Consider the following 19,239-nt stretch of genomic DNA (forward strand, 5'->3'; position numbering starts at 1 on the left):
CAGAAACCTGGTGATTCAGGCACGCTAAATACACACAGAGGTACATGTACCGTGGGCTGCTTTCAGTTTCCTTAATATGGGGCGCCTACGCGGTATTCTGCTCCAGCCAGGCATTGATGCCGCCGCGCAGGGAGTAGACCTGCGTGTAACCGCGCTCGCGCAGTGCGGCTACGGCTTGGGCGGAGCGGATGCCGCCGGCGCAGTGGATGACGGCGGGTTCGTCGTGGCCGAGCCGGGGATTCTCACCCGCCAGGATGCGGTCCAGGAGGAAGTGCTCGGAGCCGGGGATGGAATGCTCCGCGCGTTCTTCCTCGGTGCGCACATCGATGATGCGGTAGCCGGAGGGGATGGTGCGTATTTCGGGGGCGTCGGCAGGCTGCGTGGGCGTTGCGCCGCTGGCAACCACCGGAATGTACTCCCAGGTGCAGGTCAGCGCATCGAAGTAACCAATCTTCCCAGTAAGCAGCGTGCCCATACCCGTGAGGTACTTAAGGGCCTCCAACGCCATGGCGGAGCCCACCGTGCCCACCACGGGGCCCAGCACGCCGGCTTGGGAGCACGAAGGCACCGAGCCAGGGGCAGGTGCCGTGGGAAAGACGTCCTCGTAGACCGGACCGTGCCCAGACCAGAAGACGGAAAGCTGCGCATCGAATCCTAAAATCGACGCCCACACGTGCGGAATACCCAGCTCGTGGCACGCCCAAGAGCACAGGTAGCGGGCTTCAAAATTATCGGTGCCGTCTAAGAGGACGTCGGCTTCAGCCAAGTGCGCAAGCGCCGTGGCGGAGCTGAGGCGCGGGTACTGCAGTACCTGTACCTCCGGATTGAGTTGATGGATCGTCTCCGCGGCCGACGCAGTCTTCGGCCCACCAATATCGTCCATGCCGTGGATGACTTGGCGTTGCAGATTGGATAGGGAGACCACGTCGTCGTCGAAAAGCAGGATGCGCCCCACACCTGCGCCCGCGAGGTAAAGCAGGGCAGGCGAGCCAAGCCCGCCGGCACCGATGACCGCCACCGTTGCATTAGTTAGCTTGGCCTGGCCCTCTGTACCCCACAGGGCCTCCTGGCGTGCGTAGCGATTACTCATTCCAAGCCCACCCAGTTGCTAAAACCATCCGCGTAACGCTGCTCTTTCCAAATCGGCACCTCCGCCTTCACGCGGTCGGCGCACTCTTCCGCAGCCGCGAAAGCATCCCCGCGGTGGGCCGCGGCAGCGATCACCACGAATGCTGCCTCGCCCACGCGCAGATCACCGGTGCGGTGTGCGCACCACAGGCGGGTATTCTGATGCGCGGCGATGACTTCTTGCGCCACGCGGGAGATCTCGGATTCGGCAGTGGGGTGCGCGGTATAGCGCAAAAGCTCCACGCCGCCGCGCCCGCCATCATGGTTGCGCACGATGCCGTCGAAGGTGACCACGGCACCCATCGCCGGGGTGGAAATATCAGGCTTTTCAATGGGCGAGCTCGTCATCATCGCCCCGATTACCTTTCCGGTATCGGCGCTAACAAAGGCGGGATCAGTGCTCATGCCTTCCTTCCAATTGATCGACGATGTGCGGTAGCAAAGGCTCCAAAACCTTACAACCATCCTTCACCCCGCCCGTGGAACCGGGCAGCGCCATGGCGAAGGTGTGTGCGTTGACGCCGGCGACGGTACGCGAGAGCGCGGCAGTGGGCACGCTTGCCGACGCCGCGTAAAAAGCATGCGCTATCCCCGGCAGCTCCCGTGCCAGATGCGCGGAGACGGCCTCCACCGTGGCGTCGTCAGGCGAAATGCCCGTGCCTCCGGAAGTTAAAATGACGCTGGGCTGGGCGGCGAAGACCTTATCGAGGGCCTCGGCGATTTCGGCATCGGGTACCACGAGCGCATCCGGAGTATCAAAGCCCATCCGCCGCAGAAAATCCACCGCGATGGGCCCGGAACGATCTTCGTAGATGCCCGCTGCCGCGCGGGTGGAGGCAACCACTACTACTGCACGTCGCGCCATTAGAACGGGATAACCTCAACGACATCGCCCGGCTGCAGATGTGCGCCGGCCGGGATGCGGATGAGGGCGTTGGCGCTCATAGCCTGCGAAATCAGGTGCGAACCAGTGCCGGCGAAGAGCTCGGCCGTGGCGATGCCGTTTTCATAGTCGATGATGCCGCGACGGAACTGGTCGCGGCCTTCCAAGCCGGTGACTGGAACGGTGACTTGCGCGGTGTGTGCGGCCCTGGCGCGACCCAGTGTGGGGCCTACGTAGATGCGGAAGCTGACCAGCGTGGAGACGGGGTTGCCGGGCAGGCAGATAACCGGGACGCTGCTTAGCTTGGACAGTCCCTGCGGTCCGCCGGGCTGCTGTGCCACGTGGCCGAACCAGCCGTCTTCTTCGAAGACTTGGCGCACGACTTCGAACTTGCCGTGGGATACGCCGCCGGAGGTGACGATGGCGTCGGGCTGGTAAACGCGAACCACGCCTTCCAGATCGGAGCGCAGGATGCCTGGGTCATCGTTGGTGCGTACAAAGGCGACGACCTCAATGCCGTACTCGCGGCAGAGAGCAGCGATCATCGGCGCATTCGCATCGGGGATGCTGGCCGCACCTTGGCCGCCGATCTCCGCGCCACCCGTGGCGACCACGATGCGTGCCGGGGCATAGACCTCGACTTCAGTGATGCCTTGGGAGGCCAACGTGCCGATGATGGCCGGGGTCAGCCGCGTGCCTTCCTCCACCAGCACCTTGCCAGCCGCGATGTCGGATCCGGCCTCGCGGATGAACTGGCCCGCCGGAGCCGCCGGAATGGTGACTTTTTCCCCCTCGCGCGGGAACTGCGGTGGCTCGCATTGCTCCACCGGGACGATGGTCACGGTGCCCTCTGGAACCTTGGCGCCGGTCATGATTGGGGCCGCGATGCCATCCTGTGCCGCGCTGGGTACAGCACCGGCAGCTACCGTCTGGCCGACGGTGAAGGTGCCGCCTTCCGTCGTGGTGATGGCGTAGCCGTCCATCTGTGAGTTATTAAAGCGCGGCATGTCATAAGCCGCGGCGATGGTGCGCGCGAGGATCAAGCCATTGACCTCCAGCAGTGAGCGAGTCACCACCGTCGGCGCAGGTAGTGCCCCACGGATAGCTGCTAGGTGTTCTTCGTAACTGCGCATGCTGGCGTGCCTCTCCTTATGTGCCTGGTTAACCTCTTCAATTTTAACGGCACTTTCAATGCAAAAACTGGCATAGTGGCAGACATGGTTGAAATTCACTATTTCGCCGCCGCTCGCGCAGCGGCAGGCTTAAGCCATGAACAGACTGCAGCTCCTGCAACGCTCGGTGAGCTGCTGGACACCGTGGCTGCAGAGCATTCCGGCACCACCGAGGCCGGCATGAGCTTGGGCGAGGTGCTAGACCGCTGCACCTTCCTGGTGGATGGCAAAAACGCCGAACGCGCCGCCACCCTCACGGGTGCGACGCGTGTTGACGTGTTGCCGCCTTTTGCAGGCGGGTAGGGCTGCTGGTCTAGTGTCCTGTATCGGCCCTCAGGGCATTTACGTCCGACAACAAACTCTGCCGAGTATCAACTAGCCTCCAACAAAGTTGGTCTGGTCTGTTCCTAGGCGTTTAGCACTTCAAGGAGCTGATTCCGGTATTGCATTGTGAGGGTGTCTGTTTCAGTACAACTAGGGGGAGCAGTTTACTTACTTCTGTGGTGTGCAAACATAAGGGGGGTTCATTCCTGGGACAGGATTTTGCCAAAGGATGATTCCCTGGTCATTTCAGTCGCATAAAGCTCCTGCTGCAACAAGGGCCCCTAGTCCTACTGCAACCCATCCAGCAACTGAAGCTGCGAGTCCTTCTGCAATGATTTCTTTTGTCACCGCGCCAGCGGCGCCTCCGGCAGTGAAAATTTTAGTAGCTTTAGAAACCACATTGTGACTCAGATAAACTTTTACGACTGGCCCCCAGTGGGACACCTTTGTTTCATTTCCGTATGTGGTAAAAGTAGGGTGTCCAGCCGGGTCGACGGCTGAATTATTCTGTTGAATAAATTCATCGATCCTGGTAGCGCCGTCTTTATTTGCTGAGCGAACATCCGCGGGGATAACCGCAGTGGCGAGTCCTTTTTCGTCATACTTGATATATTGGCCGAGCTTCTCGAAAGCTTCACGATCTGCTTCAGATCGGTATTCGACATAGGTTTTATCGGACTCTTCCACTGGCAATTTCGATGTGGATGCTTTCGTTGTTTGATTATGCGTTGCTTCAGTAGCGGGAGCAGTGTCTGCCTGTGCCAATGGTGTTGCGCCAATTGCAAGACCGAGCATCACAGTCTACAAGAGGACTCCTGGATTGCGCAAAGATTTCATGGAAGTGAACCTTTCTGGTTGATAGACGAGTTCCACAATGCTGGCTAATGGAACACGCCCATTTTCACCTACATGATCTAGTCAAACCACAAAATCCGAGAAGAGTATACGAAAGTATCCGATTTAGAAACAGGACTCATTGGTGGGAAAAGAATTGTTAGTCTAAAGGGCGATTCTTAAGTTCAGTTGATGACGAAAATTGTAAGGACGATGCGGAAATGAAATTGCTTAAGGCTTTTACCCTTGTCGTTCTCATTGCAGGGGTTTTGTTGTGCGTAGCGGGCCTATATTGGGAAAATAAGCTTACCAATCTTGGGGTTCCCATAGCCTTGCTAGGCATCGCTCTTTCGGTTGCTATACCTGTGAAAAAGAGAAGCGAAGGGGAAAAACACGCTTAGCACAGATAGTGAAATGAAGAACGCTAAGTTTACGTGTTTCATTCATCAATGAGTCCCGTTTGAAGTGTCTTCGGGAGCCGAAAATTATAAAGTCCATGTTGCCCGATAAACCGCGCAAGATTCTCACTGCCGATGAAGTCTACGACGCTGTCATTGATTGGTTTAAAGCCGATGATGATTGGGTCAATCTCGTCTACGTCGTCCAAGATACCGGCTACGATGACGACGCATTGACTAGTGAGCAGCTTCAGGATGTCATTGAAAAAGTCATGAGCTTTGATGACCTTGTTATATATGACGCTGCAAGCCCTTCATCAAGTGAAATTGGAACAAATTTTGGTGGCAATCCACTGCCTCGGGACGTGGACGCAGCAGCATTGAGCCGATTCATCCTTGAAAAAGACCGAGCTGGCCTACTGATGGCGCTTATGGTTGTTCCGCATCCGGATAAGCACAAGATGCCTTACGAATACGACGAGGAATAGGCGTCAACAACGCACGCAGCAACATGATGCTTATTCTAAAAAAAGGGGGTTGCCGCCTTGGTAGCAACCCCTTTTTGGTGATCTTTTACCCGCGTTGTCGTTTTAGGCGCCGAAAGCAGCCTCCCACGCCTTGAGGAGTACATCGGTCTCCTCGGCGGTGGTGATGGAGATGCGCACACCTTCGTCGAAGGCGCGAACCAGCACGCCGTTTGCGGCGAGCTTGGCAGCGACTTCTTGTGGGGTGCCCAGCTCGGTGATGTTTGCTGCCGGGAACCAGATGTGGTTGGCCTCGGAAGCAGGAACGCCGAACTTAGCAAAGTGCTCAGTGACGCGCTCGCGTTGGCGGACGGTCTCATCGGTGCGCTCACGCAGGGAGTCCTGTGCCGCCAGAGAGTGCAGGGCGCCGACCTGAGCCACCGTGTTCACGGAGAACGGGATGGCTACCTTGTTCAACGCCTCAATGATCTCTTTGTCGCCGAAGGCATAGCCCACGCGCACGCCGGCTAGGCCGTAGGCCTTGGAGAAAGTGCGCAGGCCCACGACGTTGCGGTGCGTCTTGACGTACTCGGTGGCCAGCGGCAGGGAGCCGTTGCGGTTGTACTCGATGTAAGCCTCGTCCAATGCCACGATGATGTCATCCGGCACGGCCGCCAGGAACTCGTCGAATTCCGCGCGGGTGATGATCGAACCGGTGGGGTTATTCGGATTGCACACGAAGATAACCTTGGTCTTTTCCGTCACGGCCTTGGCCATTGCCGGCAAGTCCACGCGGTGTTCCTCATTCAGTGGGACCGGAACCGGCGTCGCGCCAACCACGTGGGCGAAGATTGGATAGGCCTCGAAGGAACGCCACGGGAAAACCACTTCATCGCCAGGCTGGCAGGTGATTTGTACCAGCTGCTGGCAGATTGCAGAAGAACCCGTTCCCACGGCCACCTCATCGAGCGTCAGGCCAAGGTGCTCTGCGAGTGCAGTGCGCAGCTCGACGACGCCCATGTCTGGGTAACGATTGGCGTCGCCAGCCGCGGCCTCCATGGCCTTGAGCGCCTCCGGAAGCGGAGGCTGGGTGGCCTCATTGGAAGACAGCTTCAAAGCAGTCTCGTTGCGGGCACCAGGAACATAGACGGGCAGGGAGGAAAGATCGGATCGAATCATGGCAACCACCTTAGCCCTGGGAAGAGGTTTCCGGGTTGCGCGGACCGCGAGGGCCGTAGTCAAACTCCGCCGTGAGCGGGCCGAATGCCTGCAGGCCCTTCGGTGCATCAAAAGCGTCGAGCTGGACCTCAAGGAAGGCGCCGCGCTCCGGGTGCTCAGAAATGTCCGCGAGCGCCTTAGCCAGCTCGCCCTCGGTCTTCGCTGCGTAGGACTCCATGGTGGTATCTGCCTTGAAGACCTTCGGCAGCTCGTTGTAGTTCCAGTTCTGGATGGCGTTGTACTCCTGCTCCATGCCCAGGATGTAGCGCTCAATGGTGTAGCCATCATTGTTGACCAGCACGATGATGGGCTTGAGCTCCTGGCGCAGGATGGTAGATAGCTCCTGGGCCGTTAGCTGGAAGGAACCATCACCGATGAAGAGCACGTGGCGGCGCTCTGGGTTGGCCAGCTGGGAGCCCAGCACGGCTGGCAGGGTAAAGCCGATGGAGCCCCAGATGGTGGAGTTGATGTACTGCACGCCCTCCGGCATACGCAGCGGGCCCAGGCCGATGTTGGAAGTACCCGCCTCGGCGATGACAACGTCGTCTTTTTTGAGGAAGTGGATCATCTGGTTCCAGATGCGCTCCTGGGTCAGCGGCGCTGACTCGTCTGGCTCGAAGGCAGGCAGCTCAAACTTCTCGCCCGCGGCGGCTTCCTTGGCTGGGATGCGCTCGACGAGGACGTCGAGAAGCTCCAGCGTATTGATACCCACGAAGTACTCGCCGTCAGCGTTGAGGTGCTGATCGCCGAAGTTGAACACGTGCGCCTTTTCCAGATCGTGGGTGAAGGAACCGGAGTTGACCTCGATGAATCGTGGATTGGTGGTGACCAGGAAGTCGGAGTTTTCGATGCGCTCCTGTACGCCCGGGGCGGAAGCGGCGCCGTTGTAGGTGCCGATGAACAGCGGGTCGCGCTCGGACAGGATGGCCTTGCCGGAAGAAAGCTGGGAGTACGGCAGTTGGGCCTTGTCGATGATGGCGCGGAACTTGTCGGCGAAGCCGTGGCGGCTAGTGTCCTGATCGATGAGGATGATCGGGTCCGTAGCAGCAGCGAGGCGCTCCAGCACGCGATCGGCCGCAGCCTCGAGGCGCTCCTGGTCGGAGGTAGCCAGCTCGGTGCTGAACGGGGTATCCGGGACCTCGATGGTCAGGTGCGTGATATCGGAAGGGATCTGGATGTGCACCGGGCGCTTCTCGCGCAGGCAGGTGTGCAGGGCGCGGTCGAATTCCTCGACCACGTTCATCGGGGAAACGCGGGTGGCTACCTCGGTAAACGGTGCGATGGCGTCGAGCATGTTGGCAAAGTCGCCGTCGGCAAGCGAGTGGTGCAGGTTCCAACCGAACTCGGTGGCGTACTGCGGCGGTGCGCCAGCGATGGAGACCATCGGAACGTGCTCCGCGCGAGCACCCGCGATGCCGTTGAGCGCAGAAAGCTCGCCCACGCCGTAGGTGGTGAGCAGACAGCCGACGCCGCGCTGGCGGGCGTAGCCATCAGCGGCATAGGCTGCGTTCAGCTCATTGCAGGCGCCGACGAAACGGATGTCCTTGTCTTCGTCGATCTGCTCGAGGAAGCTCAAATTGAAATCACCTGGGACACCGATGATTTCGGTGATGCCGATGGCCTTCAAGCGATCAAGGATAAATTCGCCGACAGTAGTCTGCATTGCGAGTCCTTTCTTTTGTTAGCGATAAAACGTGCTTTTCCGATTATCGTAGGTCACATTTTTGTTGTCATTAGTCAAAATAGAGAACTATCTTTGACATATGTCGAAACTGACGGCGCCGAACCTGGCACGGATTCAAGAGTTAGCCGATGACATCGCGCGGCAGTTGCAATGTTCGGTGGAGGTAACCACTCCCTCTATCAACGTGATTGCAGCAAGCGCGCAGTTGGGCGCCGTGGATAGTCACCGCGTGGCCTCGATTCTGGAGCGCACCCCGCCGCCGGAGCCGATCCCGTGGATGCTCAGTTATGGCATTCAGGAATCTTCTGCCCCGGTGCGCCTGCCGGCGAATGCGGAATATGACATGCTCCCGCGCGTGGTTATTCCTTTGCGCCACGGCCCTGACCTGGTAGGGCACGTGTGGATCATTGATGAGCACGCGCTTTCCGACGCCGCTCTTGCCTCCGTTTCCCCGCAACTGAGCACGCTGACCAAGTTGGTAGACGAGCGCGATGCTTACCTGGCCACTCGTGCGCAGCAGCTTGGTGACTTAACCCGTGACATCGTTGCGGGGGATGAAAGTGCGCTGGCTATAGCCCGCGAGCGCGACCTTTTGCCGCGTGATGGGGAAGTGCTCATTCACCGTATCGACGTAGACGGTGATTTAGTCCAGCTGACGATGGAGCTCGCCCGTCCGCTGCGGCGGCGTCCGTTTCTGGCCCTGGACTTGCATGATTCGCTCATCATTGTGGAATCCCCGCGCGACGAGCAAGACACGAAAACGCTGATTGAGGAGGTTGCTTCCGCGGCCCTTACGGCGGGAACGCAGATTGGTGCGCGGGGCAGTGCGCCCACTGCGCGTCGGGCTCGTTTCATGGCCGACGTGGCGCGGCTAACCGGGCAACCTGCGATGGACTGGGCTGCGGCTGGCGCCTGGCGCGCGCTGTTGGGTTGGGATCTGAGTCCGGCTACCGTGCGCGCGCTGAGCCCCGATGCCGCACTGCTTTTAGACGCCGAGCACAAAAGCTACTGGGAAAGTCTGCTTTGTTATTTCGAGTATTCCCGCAACGTCAATGACACAGCCGCCGCGCTGTATATTCACCGTGCTACTTTGCATTATCGCCTAGACCGCGTCCGTGAGATTCTGGGCTCGGCTGCCCTCGAAGATGGCTGGCGCTGTGCCGCTTTGTATGTGGCATTGAAGCTGCATGCGGCGCTTAATCGCCGCTAAAACCTAAGCAGTTAGACGGTAGTGAGGGGGCTGTTTGGCACGCGTGGAGGGGCTCGGGTAAAGTAAGCGAAGATTCATTGCGAATCGCTGGAGACGTGCCAGAGCGGCCGAATGGGGCTCCCTGCTAAGGAGTTGACTTGCTTGCGCAGGTCCGGAGGTTCAAATCCTCTCGTCTCCGCCACTTGAGAAGTCTCGAGACATCGTTTACTCGCTGTCTCGAGACTTTTTACTTAGACCCCGATGTGGGGCAGTGCGGTTATTGCCAAGCTGAGCCTGGAGCTCACCGCGAAGACGGACATTAGGTGGGAAATCTGCTTCTTAACGGTCGATTGTGCGTAGTGCATCGACTTGGCGATCTCTGCGTTTGAGCGCCCTTCGCAGATGTGGCTCAAGATTTGCTTCTCAGTATCGGTGAGTAAGGCGTACTTCTCATTGAACTCGATAACGCTGGATTCTTTGTCGTTATCGCCCTCTGTATGGGAATCGGATTGGGGAAGGTAGTCAACCAGGCGGGTTAGTGCGTGCGGCGATACGGCTGTGCCACCGTTTACCGCCTCGCGCACAGCGGCATACATTGTGGCTGGCTTGCTGCTTTTTACAACGTAGCCGGCCCCTCCGTTGGTTAAGACCTCGATCATTGTTTTGTCAGTGTCTAAAGCGGTGATTGCTACGAATGCTGGTGGGGCGGGCCGCTTTTTGGCCTCGCGCAAGAGCGTTATTCCGTCCATCTCGGGCATGTGAATATCGGCGATGATGACATCGATGTCGATTTGGTCGAGAAGCGAAAGGGCTTCGACGCCGGTGCTGGCCTCGGCGACGACGTGAATGTCGGCAGTGTATGAGAAGTAGGTCTTCAGCGATGAGCGTACGAGGGGATCGTCATCAACGATCAACGTCGCAATGCGGCTATCGGTGTCAGCGGTGCTCATCGATGCTGGATCGCCGACCTGGAAAATAGCCATAGGCATCTACTTTCATAGTTAAAACTCTTATTTATGCACACTTTATTTGTACCATCATTGAGCTCAATTAAAACCTCGTGCATTGGGCACGCGCGAAGGAGGATACTAAAGTATATTTCGCCTGAATATAAAGCTAAATTTGGGCCATTTCCGGTGGTCCAAGCGTGGTTAGGGCTAGCTAACCTACGCTAACGGAAGTATGGTCCTAACTGGATTCAGGCACAGCCCAAATCCACTTGTTAATGACCCTTTTACAGTTAGGACTCCATCATGGAAATCGCATCCACCGTTCTCGAAATCCTCGGCGGCATCTTCGAGGCAATCGCTGAAGGTCTGCAGAAGTAAGAGCTTCTAAAACCTTCAAACGCTCCCGCAGGCTAGTTCAATCGCACTGCCTCCGGGAGCGTTTGCATGTTTTGCGTGGGATGCTGCGCTTGGACTCTTTATCGGTCTTAGGGGCGTCCTTGTGCTGCACCGTGGTTGCCGCTAGGTGGTGACCTCACCATTTGTGGCCGCAGTAAAAGGCGAACCCCGCCCCACCAGTGATGAGCTGGCAGGACGGGGGTGCGGCTCCGGAAGAGCGGGCTCGCGCACTTACATCGCCGGGGAGAGACCCGCGTCGTCCTGGCCGCTGACGCGGTAGAGGTGCTCGTTGACGAACTCGCCCACGCCCCAGCGCTCGAGCTCGCGGCCGTAGCCGGAGCGGTTAATGCCGCCGAACGGGAGGCCGGCAGCGGTGACGGAAGCCTCGTTGACGAAGGTCATGCCGTCGTTAAGCTGCTGCGCCACCTCAAAGGCCTTGTCGAGGTCGGAACCCCACACGGAGCTGGAGAGGCCATAGTCAGAGTTGTTGGCAATCGCGATGGCCTCGTCGATGTCCTTTGCCTTGTAGATGACTGCGACTGGGCCGAAGATCTCGTTGCAGGCGATCTCGGCGGAAGAATCGACGTCGCTAAGCAGCGTTGGCTCCATGTAGGCGCCGTCGCGGTCTACCTTCTTGCCACCCACACGGACGGTGGCGGTGCCATCGGCAACAGCCTTGTCGAGGCGCTCGATGATTTCGTCGCGGGCACCGATGGAGGACAGTGGGCCGATGTCGGCATTCTCGTCGTCGTATGGGCCGACCTTGAGGTTGCCGATCTTCTCCACCAGGTAATCGAGGGTGCGATCGTAGAAATCCTCCAACACAATCAGGCGCTTTGGGGCGTTGCAGGCCTGACCGGTGTTGTACATGCGGATAGGTACGAACTGATCGAGGGTCCACTCGAGCTTCTTGTCATCGATGATGATGAATGGGTCGTTGCCGCCGAGCTCCAGCACGGACTTCTTGTAGTTCTCACCCGCGGTCTTTGCCACCGCAGCGCCGGCTGCTTCAGAGCCGGTGAGGGAAACGCCCTTGATGCGCTTGTCCGCCACGAAGGCATCCATCTGGGAGCCGGAAGCGTAGATGTTGATGAAAGCGTCCTTCGGCAGACCTGCCTCTTCCAGGAGATCCTGGCAGGCCTGGGAAGACAGCGGGCAGATGGAAGCGTGCTTGAGCACGATGGTGTTACCCAGCAAAAGGTTCGGCGCCGCGAAGCGGGCAACCTGGTAGTACGGGAAGTTCCATGGCATAACGCCCAGCAGCGGGCCGAGCGGCTCCTTTTTAACAACAGTCTTTTGCGCGCCCTGGGCCGCCAAGTACTCGGGCGCGAGCAGCTCGTGAGCGTGCTCGGCGTACCAGCGGTAGATGTCAGCGACGATTTGAATCTCGCCCTTTGCCCAGCGCGTGAGCTTACCCATCTCACGGCCGATGTGCTCGGCTAGCTTGTCTGCATTTTCTTCATAGAGATCTGCAGTGCGGAAGAGGATGGCTGCACGCTCCTCGATTGAGGTGCGGGACCAGCTCTTGAAGGCTTCCGTGGAGCGGTCCAGGATCGCGTCACGGTCAGAGTCATTGATGCGGTCGAAGGTCTCCTCGGAGACGCCAGTGTTTGGGTTCTCAAGTGCAAAAGTACTCATGTCCCCTGTGTACCCGCGGTGTGCCGAGCCTTCAAGAAAAATTAGTCACTTATAAAATGGTAAATCGCCCTAACAGGTCTATCATCCCTATTTGTGAAACGAAGATCTTTGCAGAACCGAAGCCGCATCTTTGGCCCTGCACGCGTGACAGCTTTGGGCTTTTTTCTGCTCATCATGCTGGGGGCATTCCTGCTGATGCTGCCATTTTCTACCGAAGGCACGCAGTGGACTCCTCCTCTACACGCTTTCTTTACAGCGACTTCCGCTGTCTCTCTGACCGGTCTTATCGTTGAAGATACCGGCACGTACTGGACTCCCTTCGGCCAAGTGGTAATTATCACCCTCATCCAGCTCGGCGGCTTGGGAATCATGTCGCTTGCCTCCTTATCCGGCATGCTTTTAACCGGACGCATCAGCTTGAAAGCGCGGCGCTCGACGGCCGCCGAGGGCCGCCCCGTAGCCGGCGGCATTCGCCGTACCCTCTTGCTTACCTTTCTCGTCACCCTCGTTTGCGAGGCTGCAGTTGCTGTCCTCTTGGCCCTACGCCTGCATTTCGCACATGGCGTCCCAGTACTGCGCGCGATGTGGGAGGGTGTCTTCCACGCGATTTCGGCATTTAACAACGCGGGTTTTAGTACTTACTCGGACAATATGATTGGTTTTAATACCGATGCGTGGATTCTGCTGCCGGTGGCCTTTGCGCTCATCGTGGGTGGCTTGGGCTATCCCATGTTGGCGGAGATAGTGCGCCGTATCCGCGGCCGGATCAAGCTCGCCCTGCGAGGGCGTGCGCCGCGCGTGCACCACATGTCCATTACCGCGCGGATGACGCTGGTGGGAACTGCCATTTTGCTCTTCGGCGGCATGACGTTTTTCTTGGTGGCCGAGTGGTCCGGCGTGCTGGCGGACATGCCGTTTGGCACCAAGCTGCTCAATAGCTTCTTCATGAGTGCTTCGCCGCGTACCGCGGGCTTTAATGCCATCGACTACGGGCATGTGCATTCCATTACCTTGATGGCCTCGGACATCTTGATGTTCATCGGCGGCGGATCCGCCGGTACGGCCGGCGGCGTGAAGGTGACCACCACCTGCGTGCTCGTTGCGGCGATGGCGGCGGAGTTCCTGGGCCGTGAGGACACCACCATCGGTAAGCGCCGTTTGCCGTATTCGATTACGCGCCAGGCGCTCGCCCTGACTGTGGCCGGTGCGGCAGTGGTGATGTTCGGAGTTGGAAGCCTGGTGGTTTTGAACCCGCAATTCTCCACCGACCAGATCACCTTCGAGGTGCTCTCGGCTTTCGCTACCGTTGGTCTGTCCACAGGAATTACGGCCAGCCTGACCGCGCCTTCCCAGATTATTTTGTGCTTCATCATGTATCTTGGCCGCGTCGGGCCGACCACGTTGGTGGCCGCTTTGGCCGCGCGCACGGTAACTCGTCACTATCGCTACCCAGTAGAAAGGCCGTTCATTGGCTAACATCTTCGGCGCGCTGCGCCGCGAAAATCAATCCATCGACATCCCCGCAGTGGTGGTTATCGGCTTGGGGCGCTTCGGTTTTTCCCTGGCACGTGAACTTATGGATCATGGCGTTGAGGTGCTTGGCATCGACAATTGCGAGAAGTTCGTGCGCGATTATTCGCCGGTTCTCACCGAGGTAGTACAAGCTGATACAACCGACGCCGAGGTCTTGCATCAGCTGGGCATCGACGAGGTGGACCGCGTGGTGCTGGCCATCGGCTCGCACCTTGAGGACTCCATTTTGACCGCCTCAAATCTGGTGGAACTCGGCGTAAAGGACATTTGGGCGAAGGCGGACTCCGACGCGCATGCACGCATCCTGCTGCAGCTGGGCGTACACCACGTCATCCGCCCAGAACGCGACACTGGCCGCCGCATTGCGCACTTGCTCGGCGGCAAGTTCGAAGATTTCGCCGAAATCGCCGAGGACTATGGCGTTACAAAGCTCACCCCGCCCGCGCACTTGGTGCAAACCCCACTAGATCCGCAGAAAACGTGGGAAAAACATCGCGTGCAGCTGGTCTCAGTGCGCAAGAACTATGGCTGCTGGATGCCTGTTGAGAAAGGCCAGCAATTGAACCCGACGGATCTCATCGTGATTGCTGGCAGCCCCATCGCCTTGGAGAAGTTCTCCGAGGCTGGGTCTTAGGCTTCTTAGTCCCCTGCCTGGCGGTATCCGCGGCGCAGGTCATCGACCACATAAGGATGATCGAGCGTGGAGGCCGGCAGGTTGCGCGGCTGGTTATCTAAGCCGAATGATTGCGCGGCCTCAAGAGTCGCATCATCGAGGTAGCGCAGCGGGGGAGCGTAGTTGGGCACGGAGATTTCCTCCGCGCAGGCTACAAAGCCCCAGTCACCAAAGGTGGGCACGTGCACGTGATAAGGCACGGTGGGGCAGCCGGCGGAACGCAGTGTGGAATCGATACGCCAGAACACATCGGGAGTACTAAAGGCACTGGTTGCCTGCACGACCATCTTGCCGCCGGGAGCGAGCATCTTGTGCGCCATGGAGTAGAACTCTTCCGAGTAAAGGCGGGCCATGGCGGCGGAGTCGGGGTCGGGTAGATCGATGAGGACGGCGTCGTAAAGCGTGTGATCACCACCCGATCGCAACCAGGTAAACGCGTCCTCGTTGAGGATCCGCACGCGCGGATCTTCCATGGCGCCCCCGTTGTCCTCGCGCAGGACCGTGTTGGTCACGTTCACCACCTCGGGATCGAGCTCGACCTGGGTGACTTTAAAGTCCATCTTGAGCAGCTCGCGCGCGGCTAAACCATCGCCGCCGCCGATGACGAGCACTCGCCCGCCTGGCTCGGCAGGCAGTACGGGATAGACCAGGGACTCGGTGTAGCGGTACTCGTCGCGGGAGGAATACTGCAGGCCGCCGTTGAGATAGAGGCGCGAATCCTTGCCGCGTTTGGTCACCACGATGTCCTGGTAATCCGAGGTATGGGCGTAAATGACAGGATCATCGTAGAGCGATTGCCGGGCGGTTACCACTATGGATTCGCTGCGGATGATGAGAGTAAGCAGCAAGGCGATAGCGCCCAGCAGCGCGAGGACATGCATTAGAAGCTGCTTGCCGGAGAGCACCGTGCGCAGTAGAAGCAGCGCAACCACGAGTGCGGCGATGAGGTTGACTAAGCCGGCCGCAGCGGTGCCACGAATCATGCCCAGCCACGGCAGCAAGATAAATGGCCATGCCAAACCGCCCAGCAGGCCGCCGACGTAATCCGCGAAGTTGAGGTTGGCCACCACCGAGCCGGAATCCTCAGCATTCGAGGTACGTCCGCGCTGAATCAGCGTCATAAGCAGTGGCACTTCCATACCCACCAAAATGCCAATGAGCAGCGTCGCTACGACTAAAATGAGGGTGGACTGGCCCACAAGCGCGAAGACCATGTAGAGCACCACGGCGCTCACGCCGCCGCACAGGCCGAGCAGAGTTTCGACGATGAGGAAAGAACTCGCCGGCCACGACAAGAATGGCTTGGCCATCAACGCGCCCAAGCCCAAGGATGCGACGTAACCTGCCACGATCAGCGAGGTCTCTACAATGCCGCCGCCGTTGAGGCTCGTGGACAGCGTCAGCAAGGCCAGTTCGTAGACCAAGCCCGAAGCTGCGCAGATACAGACGGAGATAAGCAGAGCTACCCGCCAGGCGCGCGAGCGGACCAGGGAATCTGCGGTGGGGGAAGCGTTTAGGTCAGACATGCGGCATTAATTGCGCCGATGACGATGAGGATGACGCTCGCGCAAAAGGTGCCCGCGCGGGGCTTGGTATCTTCCACCAGATCCCGGAAACGGCCGGGGATAAGCGCCTCCAAAATGACCAACGCTAGTGCCTGCAGCACGATGCCGACTAGGCCGTAGACAGCGGTTTCTAGCAGGTCAAAAGAGTGCACGATGGCGGTAACCAGCACCGCTCCCAGGGCAATCTGCTGGGCGGAAGCGATGACCGCAGCGTTGACGTGATGATCAACGAAGACAGCGCGGTAAAGCTTGCCCGGGGTGAGCAGATCCAGAACTACGAAGCCGGCAAGTAGCAGTACCGCTGCAACACCGAAATAAGCAAAGGTGGCCAGGATTGAATCGAGCATGAACTAAAGCCTTTCTATTTCACGCCGCCGGAAGACCCGGAGGAGCCGCCGGAAGAACGGGAAGGGGAGGAGGGACTAAAACCGGGACCTAAGAAGATATAGGTGCCGTCGTGGAAGTGATCGAGATTTTCCACGCGCACTGAACAGTTCTGCGGGCCAGTGGGCTCGACCTTGACAATCTGCTTGCGGTAGCGCAGGTACTCCGTGCCCGTTGCGGGATCGAATTGGCGCGCCTTCGGCTTGTGCTCTGCTGCAAGGCGGTTGGCCTCTGCCTGAACATTGTTTGCTTGACAGGTGCCTGACCTGATGGGAGCGCCAGTAACGCCGGGTGAAGTCAGACCGCCAATTACTGCGAATAGTACGGCGAAGACCAGTGACCATTTCCAGCCTTTGTCATAGTTCATGGAATCCACCTACTTGTAGTCTTCACGATTATTTCTTCTGCAGGGTACATATGCACCGTTTCCCACTCGAAGCCTGCGCAGTCTTCGAGTGCGGTGCCCTTGAGGGCGGTGACGTGGTATTCGCCCTGCCCGGGAAATTGCGCCGAGAGCCAATCCGTGCCCGATACCCGTTGAAATTCTGCGGCGAAGCCATCCGCGCCATGCTTGGCGACGTCCGTCTTCAGCTCGTAGCCCGTCATCTCACCGTAGGTCTGCGGCAGCGGACCCTCACAGTGGCAGGAGATCTCCTCGCGGAAGAGTAGCGTCTCGTCGCGATAAACGCTGGCAGTATGCGAAGCACCGATGATATCCAGCTCAAGCCGCAGGCCATCGGAACCGTGAAGCACGGTCATGCTCAACGCCTGCGGGCGCGGGCCGTTTAAGCGCAGCCCCAAGTCAGCGGCACTGACGTCAGCGCTGGGGCAATCTAGAACCTCCACTGCGGCCTATGCCTTTGGAGCTGGGTACACGGTGAACTCACCCGGCAGCATGGTGTGGCCGGTGGATACCTCCCAGCTGTCATTGTTGGCCCAGCCCTCAAAGCCCAGCAGCTTGTCACCCGCGGAATAATCTACGTAGCGCATCTCGCCGGACTCTGGCAGGCCGGTGGTGCCGGTGGAGGTGTAGCGCGCATGGCCACGCTCGTCCTCACTATATGTAACTCCCTCGAATTCCACGGTGCCGCGATCTGGCGTGACGCCGGCGCCCTTGCGGGAGGTCCACCAGGTGAGATTGAGCTGGCCTTCATCGACCTCGACTCCCAGCCAGGAGGAGTTATCTCCACCGTCGAGCAGGTACTCGTACCAGTAATAAGGGCCCTCATTTAGGGTCAGGGTGCCGCGGACGACGTAGTCGGTGGCGCCGTAACGGATGATTGCACCCGGACCAAGATTTTCTGGATTGAACTCGTTTTGGCCTTTGGCCTCGGCGAAGTAATCCTTGGAGAAGGTATCGCCCGTCTCCTGCGTGCTAGCCGCCTTGGCTTGGCGCGATTTAAAGAACATGTAGATGGCCGCGATTAACAAAACCACGGCGAGCAGAAAGAAAATCTTGTTCATGACTGGCCCTTTAATTTTTTGCTTAGCTTAGGTCTGTAGCAGTCACCTTAGCCCACGCCTTGGACGTCCGATAGTCCTACGCATTAAGCTGGGGAATTGTCGTTTTCAATTCGATGGATTTTAGGTCGGCGTATGAACGAAAAAGAGCTTATTTCTACTGCGAGCGATGCGGCGGAAGAACTCATTGACGCCGAGTCCTATCCCTTCGTCGAAGGCTGGCGAGCCTGGCGGGTGCGCGGAAAGTGGTTCATGCTGGCCACCACCATGCCTGCGAATAAGCCCTTCGGTGGAAAGAAGGCCATCATTCTCAAAGCTCCGCCGGAGGATGTCTCCGCTTTGCAGGCTGGTTATGCCGACATCGGCCCTGCATATCACATGAATAAGCGGCACTGGTACACCGTGTATCCCGGGGATTCGATAAACCCCAAGTTAGTTCGGGAGCTCGTCCAGGAATCTTATGCCGCGGTGGTGCAAAAGCTGCCTAAGGCGCAGCGCCCTGCCGGGTGGCAAGAGGCAGTGCGTTAAGGAAGTATAAGACGCAATGGATAAATCTAATGGCCGGTTCCCACGCTTTGTCTATGAAAAAGGCACAGAGCCCGATCCGCGTTTCAGCATGGCCAACGAGCGCACGTTCTTGGCATGGATTCGTACCTCGCTCGCTTTCATCGCAGGTGGCGTTGCACTGCAGGCTTTCGACCTCCCGATTCATGGCACGCTGACCCTCATCATCTCCGTGATCATGCTGGTGGTCGCCATCGTATTGCCGGCGGTGGCGTGGGCGCATTGGGCGGCGTCGGAAAGCGCGATGCGTGAGCAAAAGCCCCTGCCGCCGAATGTCGCGATGCCTCTGCTCGTGTTGGTGGTGCTGCTTATCGGCGTGCTGATCCTGGTAGGTCAGCTCGTGGGCGCGGGGGCGTAAATGTATGACCCAGGGCTGCAGCCGGAGCGCACCCGGCTGTCGTGGCAGCGCAGCCTTTTGGCGTTCGTGCTGGTGGTTCTGGTGGTTTTGCGCAGTGAGCTGCCGTGGACCATTGCGGAGCTCATCGCCTTCGTGGGCGGCGCGGGTGCCTGCGCCTGGCTGGGTTGGCGGGTGCGCCGCCGTAACGCGCTTTACGACGCCGCCCTTCACACCGGCGGCGCCCTCCCCGGTGCCGCGGCGCTGGCGGGCCTAGCCGTGGCCGTGATGCTGCTGGCAGTGCTGGCTCTGGTGGGCCTTGGTGGGGGTAACCGCGTTTAAAAACCGATTTTTTCTTTGGTTCAAAGTTGTATGGTGTTCGCAAACGTGGGTATTGCATGGTTCACATTTTGCTTATCCCCGCGTGCTAGAAGGTTTGGCAAGGAG

23 protein-coding genes and 1 tRNA gene are annotated in these 19,239 nt (G+C 58.8%); 10 read left to right on the plus strand and 14 right to left on the minus strand.

Going from position 1 to position 19,239, the window contains the following annotated elements:
• Positions 1-85: 85 nt before the first annotated feature.
• Genes HMPREF3155_RS11455 through HMPREF3155_RS11470 form a run of 4 tightly spaced genes read right to left on the minus strand, consistent with a single transcriptional unit; the run spans position 86 to position 3,144 of the window.
• Positions 86-1,090 carry a ThiF family adenylyltransferase gene (locus tag HMPREF3155_RS11455; RefSeq protein WP_062036270.1) on the minus strand — a complete coding sequence of 335 codons (1,005 nt, stop codon included), beginning with the start codon at positions 1,088-1,090 and terminating at the stop codon, positions 86-88.
• On the minus strand, positions 1,087-1,533 hold the full coding sequence (locus HMPREF3155_RS11460) for a molybdopterin synthase catalytic subunit (RefSeq protein ID WP_061920012.1): 447 nt from the start codon (positions 1,531-1,533) through the stop codon (positions 1,087-1,089). Before HMPREF3155_RS11460 ends, HMPREF3155_RS11455 begins: the two co-directional genes overlap by 4 nt.
• Complete coding sequence (locus HMPREF3155_RS11465; RefSeq protein ID WP_062036266.1) at positions 1,523-1,993, minus strand: MogA/MoaB family molybdenum cofactor biosynthesis protein; 471 nt, start codon at positions 1,991-1,993, stop codon at positions 1,523-1,525. Before HMPREF3155_RS11465 ends, HMPREF3155_RS11460 begins: the two co-directional genes overlap by 11 nt.
• Positions 1,993-3,144 (minus strand): molybdopterin molybdotransferase MoeA, encoded by a 1,152-nt coding sequence (locus tag HMPREF3155_RS11470; RefSeq protein ID WP_061920017.1) that lies wholly within the window; start codon positions 3,142-3,144, stop codon positions 1,993-1,995. The genes HMPREF3155_RS11465 and HMPREF3155_RS11470 overlap by 1 nt, the downstream gene beginning before the upstream one ends.
• Positions 3,145-3,228: 84 nt before the next feature.
• On the opposite strand from HMPREF3155_RS11470, the gene HMPREF3155_RS11475 reads away from it, so the two are divergent.
• Positions 3,229-3,486, plus strand: a complete 258-nt coding sequence (locus HMPREF3155_RS11475; protein WP_061920158.1) for a MoaD/ThiS family protein — start codon at positions 3,229-3,231, stop codon at positions 3,484-3,486.
• A 267-nt stretch (positions 3,487-3,753) separates the two neighbouring features.
• Here HMPREF3155_RS11475 and HMPREF3155_RS12935 read toward each other — a convergent pair whose 3' ends face one another.
• Complete coding sequence (locus HMPREF3155_RS12935) at positions 3,754-4,305, minus strand: hypothetical protein (protein ID WP_153014925.1); 552 nt, start codon at positions 4,303-4,305, stop codon at positions 3,754-3,756.
• Between the two features lie 257 nt (positions 4,306-4,562).
• Between HMPREF3155_RS12935 and HMPREF3155_RS11480 the strand changes: the two genes are divergently transcribed.
• A complete protein-coding gene (locus HMPREF3155_RS11480; RefSeq protein ID WP_070433371.1) occupies positions 4,563-4,742 on the plus strand; it encodes a hypothetical protein in 180 nt (59 codons plus the stop codon).
• Positions 4,743-4,837: 95 nt separating this feature from the next.
• Complete coding sequence (locus tag HMPREF3155_RS11485; RefSeq protein WP_062042731.1) at positions 4,838-5,227, plus strand: hypothetical protein; 390 nt, start codon at positions 4,838-4,840, stop codon at positions 5,225-5,227.
• Between the two features lie 102 nt (positions 5,228-5,329).
• Here the strand turns inward: HMPREF3155_RS11485 and hisC are convergent, their stop codons facing one another.
• Positions 5,330-6,382 (minus strand): histidinol-phosphate transaminase, encoded by a 1,053-nt coding sequence (hisC, locus tag HMPREF3155_RS11490; RefSeq protein WP_061920025.1) that lies wholly within the window; start codon positions 6,380-6,382, stop codon positions 5,330-5,332.
• A 10-nt stretch (positions 6,383-6,392) separates the two neighbouring features.
• On the minus strand, positions 6,393-8,084 hold the full coding sequence (locus HMPREF3155_RS11495) for an alpha-keto acid decarboxylase family protein (RefSeq protein WP_061920027.1): 1,692 nt from the start codon (positions 8,082-8,084) through the stop codon (positions 6,393-6,395).
• 100 nt (positions 8,085-8,184) lie between these two features.
• Here HMPREF3155_RS11495 and HMPREF3155_RS11500 point away from each other — a divergent pair, with 100 nt between their 5' ends.
• Entirely contained in the window at positions 8,185-9,315 is a 1,131-nt protein-coding gene (locus HMPREF3155_RS11500) for a PucR family transcriptional regulator (protein ID WP_070433372.1), read from the plus strand.
• An 89-nt stretch (positions 9,316-9,404) separates the two neighbouring features.
• Positions 9,405-9,496: transfer RNA gene (locus tag HMPREF3155_RS11505), tRNA-Ser, on the plus strand.
• Between the two features lie 49 nt (positions 9,497-9,545).
• Here HMPREF3155_RS11505 and HMPREF3155_RS11510 read toward each other — a convergent pair.
• Together HMPREF3155_RS11510 and HMPREF3155_RS11515 are read right to left on the minus strand one after the other, a co-directional pair.
• Positions 9,546-10,277, minus strand: coding sequence for a response regulator (locus HMPREF3155_RS11510; protein WP_235590975.1), 732 nt, complete (start codon positions 10,275-10,277; stop codon positions 9,546-9,548).
• 594 nt (positions 10,278-10,871) lie between these two features.
• Positions 10,872-12,278 (minus strand): NAD-dependent succinate-semialdehyde dehydrogenase, encoded by a 1,407-nt coding sequence (locus HMPREF3155_RS11515; RefSeq protein ID WP_062042725.1) that lies wholly within the window; start codon positions 12,276-12,278, stop codon positions 10,872-10,874.
• A gap of 174 nt (positions 12,279-12,452) precedes the next feature.
• On the opposite strand from HMPREF3155_RS11515, the gene HMPREF3155_RS11520 reads away from it, so the two are divergent.
• Positions 12,453-13,754: a TrkH family potassium uptake protein gene (locus HMPREF3155_RS11520; RefSeq protein WP_239240467.1), complete on the plus strand. Its 1,302-nt coding sequence runs from the start codon at positions 12,453-12,455 to the stop codon at positions 13,752-13,754.
• On the plus strand, positions 13,747-14,445 hold the full coding sequence (locus tag HMPREF3155_RS11525) for a potassium channel family protein (protein WP_210385669.1): 699 nt from the start codon (positions 13,747-13,749) through the stop codon (positions 14,443-14,445). The genes HMPREF3155_RS11520 and HMPREF3155_RS11525 overlap by 8 nt, the downstream gene beginning before the upstream one ends.
• 5 nt (positions 14,446-14,450) lie before the next feature.
• Here the strand turns inward: HMPREF3155_RS11525 and HMPREF3155_RS11530 are convergent, their stop codons facing one another.
• From HMPREF3155_RS11530 to HMPREF3155_RS11550, 5 genes are read right to left on the minus strand one after another with little or no spacing between them, the layout of a single operon-like run.
• The gene (locus HMPREF3155_RS11530; RefSeq protein ID WP_070433373.1) at positions 14,451-16,010 is read right to left on the minus strand and encodes a polyamine aminopropyltransferase; all 1,560 of its coding nucleotides are present in this window, start codon (positions 16,008-16,010) and stop codon (positions 14,451-14,453) included.
• A complete protein-coding gene (locus HMPREF3155_RS11535) occupies positions 15,998-16,396 on the minus strand; it encodes a DUF350 domain-containing protein (RefSeq protein WP_061920035.1) in 399 nt (132 codons plus the stop codon). Before HMPREF3155_RS11535 ends, HMPREF3155_RS11530 begins: the two co-directional genes overlap by 13 nt.
• 14 nt (positions 16,397-16,410) lie before the next feature.
• A complete protein-coding gene (locus tag HMPREF3155_RS11540) occupies positions 16,411-16,800 on the minus strand; it encodes a DUF4247 domain-containing protein (protein WP_061920038.1) in 390 nt (129 codons plus the stop codon).
• On the minus strand, positions 16,797-17,279 hold the full coding sequence (locus tag HMPREF3155_RS11545; protein ID WP_061920040.1) for a DUF2617 family protein: 483 nt from the start codon (positions 17,277-17,279) through the stop codon (positions 16,797-16,799). The genes HMPREF3155_RS11540 and HMPREF3155_RS11545 overlap by 4 nt, the downstream gene beginning before the upstream one ends.
• 6 nt (positions 17,280-17,285) lie before the next feature.
• A complete protein-coding gene (locus tag HMPREF3155_RS11550) occupies positions 17,286-17,897 on the minus strand; it encodes a DUF4178 domain-containing protein (RefSeq protein WP_061920042.1) in 612 nt (203 codons plus the stop codon).
• 132 nt (positions 17,898-18,029) lie between these two features.
• Between HMPREF3155_RS11550 and HMPREF3155_RS11555 the strand changes: the two genes are divergently transcribed.
• Genes HMPREF3155_RS11555 through HMPREF3155_RS11565 form a run of 3 tightly spaced genes read left to right on the plus strand, consistent with a single transcriptional unit; the run spans position 18,030 to position 19,134 of the window.
• Complete coding sequence (locus tag HMPREF3155_RS11555; RefSeq protein ID WP_061920044.1) at positions 18,030-18,422, plus strand: MmcQ/YjbR family DNA-binding protein; 393 nt, start codon at positions 18,030-18,032, stop codon at positions 18,420-18,422.
• 16 nt (positions 18,423-18,438) lie between these two features.
• The gene (locus HMPREF3155_RS11560) at positions 18,439-18,816 is read left to right on the plus strand and encodes a YidH family protein (RefSeq protein ID WP_061920046.1); all 378 of its coding nucleotides are present in this window, start codon (positions 18,439-18,441) and stop codon (positions 18,814-18,816) included.
• Positions 18,817-19,134 carry a DUF202 domain-containing protein gene (locus HMPREF3155_RS11565; protein ID WP_061920047.1) on the plus strand — a complete coding sequence of 106 codons (318 nt, stop codon included), beginning with the start codon at positions 18,817-18,819 and terminating at the stop codon, positions 19,132-19,134.
• The last annotated feature ends 105 nt before the right edge of the window (positions 19,135-19,239 follow it).

This window comes from Corynebacterium sp. HMSC06D04 (genome assembly GCF_001807315.1).
Taxonomy (GTDB): domain Bacteria; phylum Actinomycetota; class Actinomycetes; order Mycobacteriales; family Mycobacteriaceae; genus Corynebacterium; species Corynebacterium simulans.

What these genes read in the sequence shown, in the direction of transcription:
- HMPREF3155_RS11455 (WP_062036270.1), bottom strand. Translation starts at nt 1,090, where the DNA reads ATGAGTAATCGCTACGCACGCCAGGAGGCCCTGTGGGGTACAGAGGGC.
- HMPREF3155_RS11460 (WP_061920012.1), bottom strand. Translation starts at nt 1,533, where the DNA reads ATGAGCACTGATCCCGCCTTTGTTAGCGCCGATACCGGAAAGGTAATC.
- HMPREF3155_RS11465 (WP_062036266.1), bottom strand. Translation starts at nt 1,993, where the DNA reads ATGGCGCGACGTGCAGTAGTAGTGGTTGCCTCCACCCGCGCGGCAGCG.
- HMPREF3155_RS11470 (WP_061920017.1), bottom strand. Translation starts at nt 3,144, where the DNA reads ATGCGCAGTTACGAAGAACACCTAGCAGCTATCCGTGGGGCACTACCT.
- HMPREF3155_RS11475 (WP_061920158.1), top strand. Translation starts at nt 3,229, where the DNA reads ATGGTTGAAATTCACTATTTCGCCGCCGCTCGCGCAGCGGCAGGCTTA.
- HMPREF3155_RS11480 (WP_070433371.1), top strand. Translation starts at nt 4,563, where the DNA reads ATGAAATTGCTTAAGGCTTTTACCCTTGTCGTTCTCATTGCAGGGGTT.
- HMPREF3155_RS11485 (WP_062042731.1), top strand. Translation starts at nt 4,838, where the DNA reads ATGTTGCCCGATAAACCGCGCAAGATTCTCACTGCCGATGAAGTCTAC.
- hisC (WP_061920025.1), bottom strand. Translation starts at nt 6,382, where the DNA reads ATGATTCGATCCGATCTTTCCTCCCTGCCCGTCTATGTTCCTGGTGCC.
- HMPREF3155_RS11495 (WP_061920027.1), bottom strand. Translation starts at nt 8,084, where the DNA reads ATGCAGACTACTGTCGGCGAATTTATCCTTGATCGCTTGAAGGCCATC.
- HMPREF3155_RS11500 (WP_070433372.1), top strand. Translation starts at nt 8,185, where the DNA reads ATGTCGAAACTGACGGCGCCGAACCTGGCACGGATTCAAGAGTTAGCC.
- HMPREF3155_RS11510 (WP_235590975.1), bottom strand. Translation starts at nt 10,277, where the DNA reads ATGGCTATTTTCCAGGTCGGCGATCCAGCATCGATGAGCACCGCTGAC.
- HMPREF3155_RS11515 (WP_062042725.1), bottom strand. Translation starts at nt 12,278, where the DNA reads ATGAGTACTTTTGCACTTGAGAACCCAAACACTGGCGTCTCCGAGGAG.
- HMPREF3155_RS11520 (WP_239240467.1), top strand. Translation starts at nt 12,453, where the DNA reads ATGCTGGGGGCATTCCTGCTGATGCTGCCATTTTCTACCGAAGGCACG.
- HMPREF3155_RS11530 (WP_070433373.1), bottom strand. Translation starts at nt 16,010, where the DNA reads ATGTCTGACCTAAACGCTTCCCCCACCGCAGATTCCCTGGTCCGCTCG.
- HMPREF3155_RS11535 (WP_061920035.1), bottom strand. Translation starts at nt 16,396, where the DNA reads ATGCTCGATTCAATCCTGGCCACCTTTGCTTATTTCGGTGTTGCAGCG.
- HMPREF3155_RS11540 (WP_061920038.1), bottom strand. Translation starts at nt 16,800, where the DNA reads ATGAACTATGACAAAGGCTGGAAATGGTCACTGGTCTTCGCCGTACTA.
- HMPREF3155_RS11550 (WP_061920042.1), bottom strand. Translation starts at nt 17,897, where the DNA reads ATGAACAAGATTTTCTTTCTGCTCGCCGTGGTTTTGTTAATCGCGGCC.
- HMPREF3155_RS11555 (WP_061920044.1), top strand. Translation starts at nt 18,030, where the DNA reads ATGAACGAAAAAGAGCTTATTTCTACTGCGAGCGATGCGGCGGAAGAA.
- HMPREF3155_RS11560 (WP_061920046.1), top strand. Translation starts at nt 18,439, where the DNA reads ATGGATAAATCTAATGGCCGGTTCCCACGCTTTGTCTATGAAAAAGGC.
- HMPREF3155_RS11565 (WP_061920047.1), top strand. Translation starts at nt 18,817, where the DNA reads ATGTATGACCCAGGGCTGCAGCCGGAGCGCACCCGGCTGTCGTGGCAG.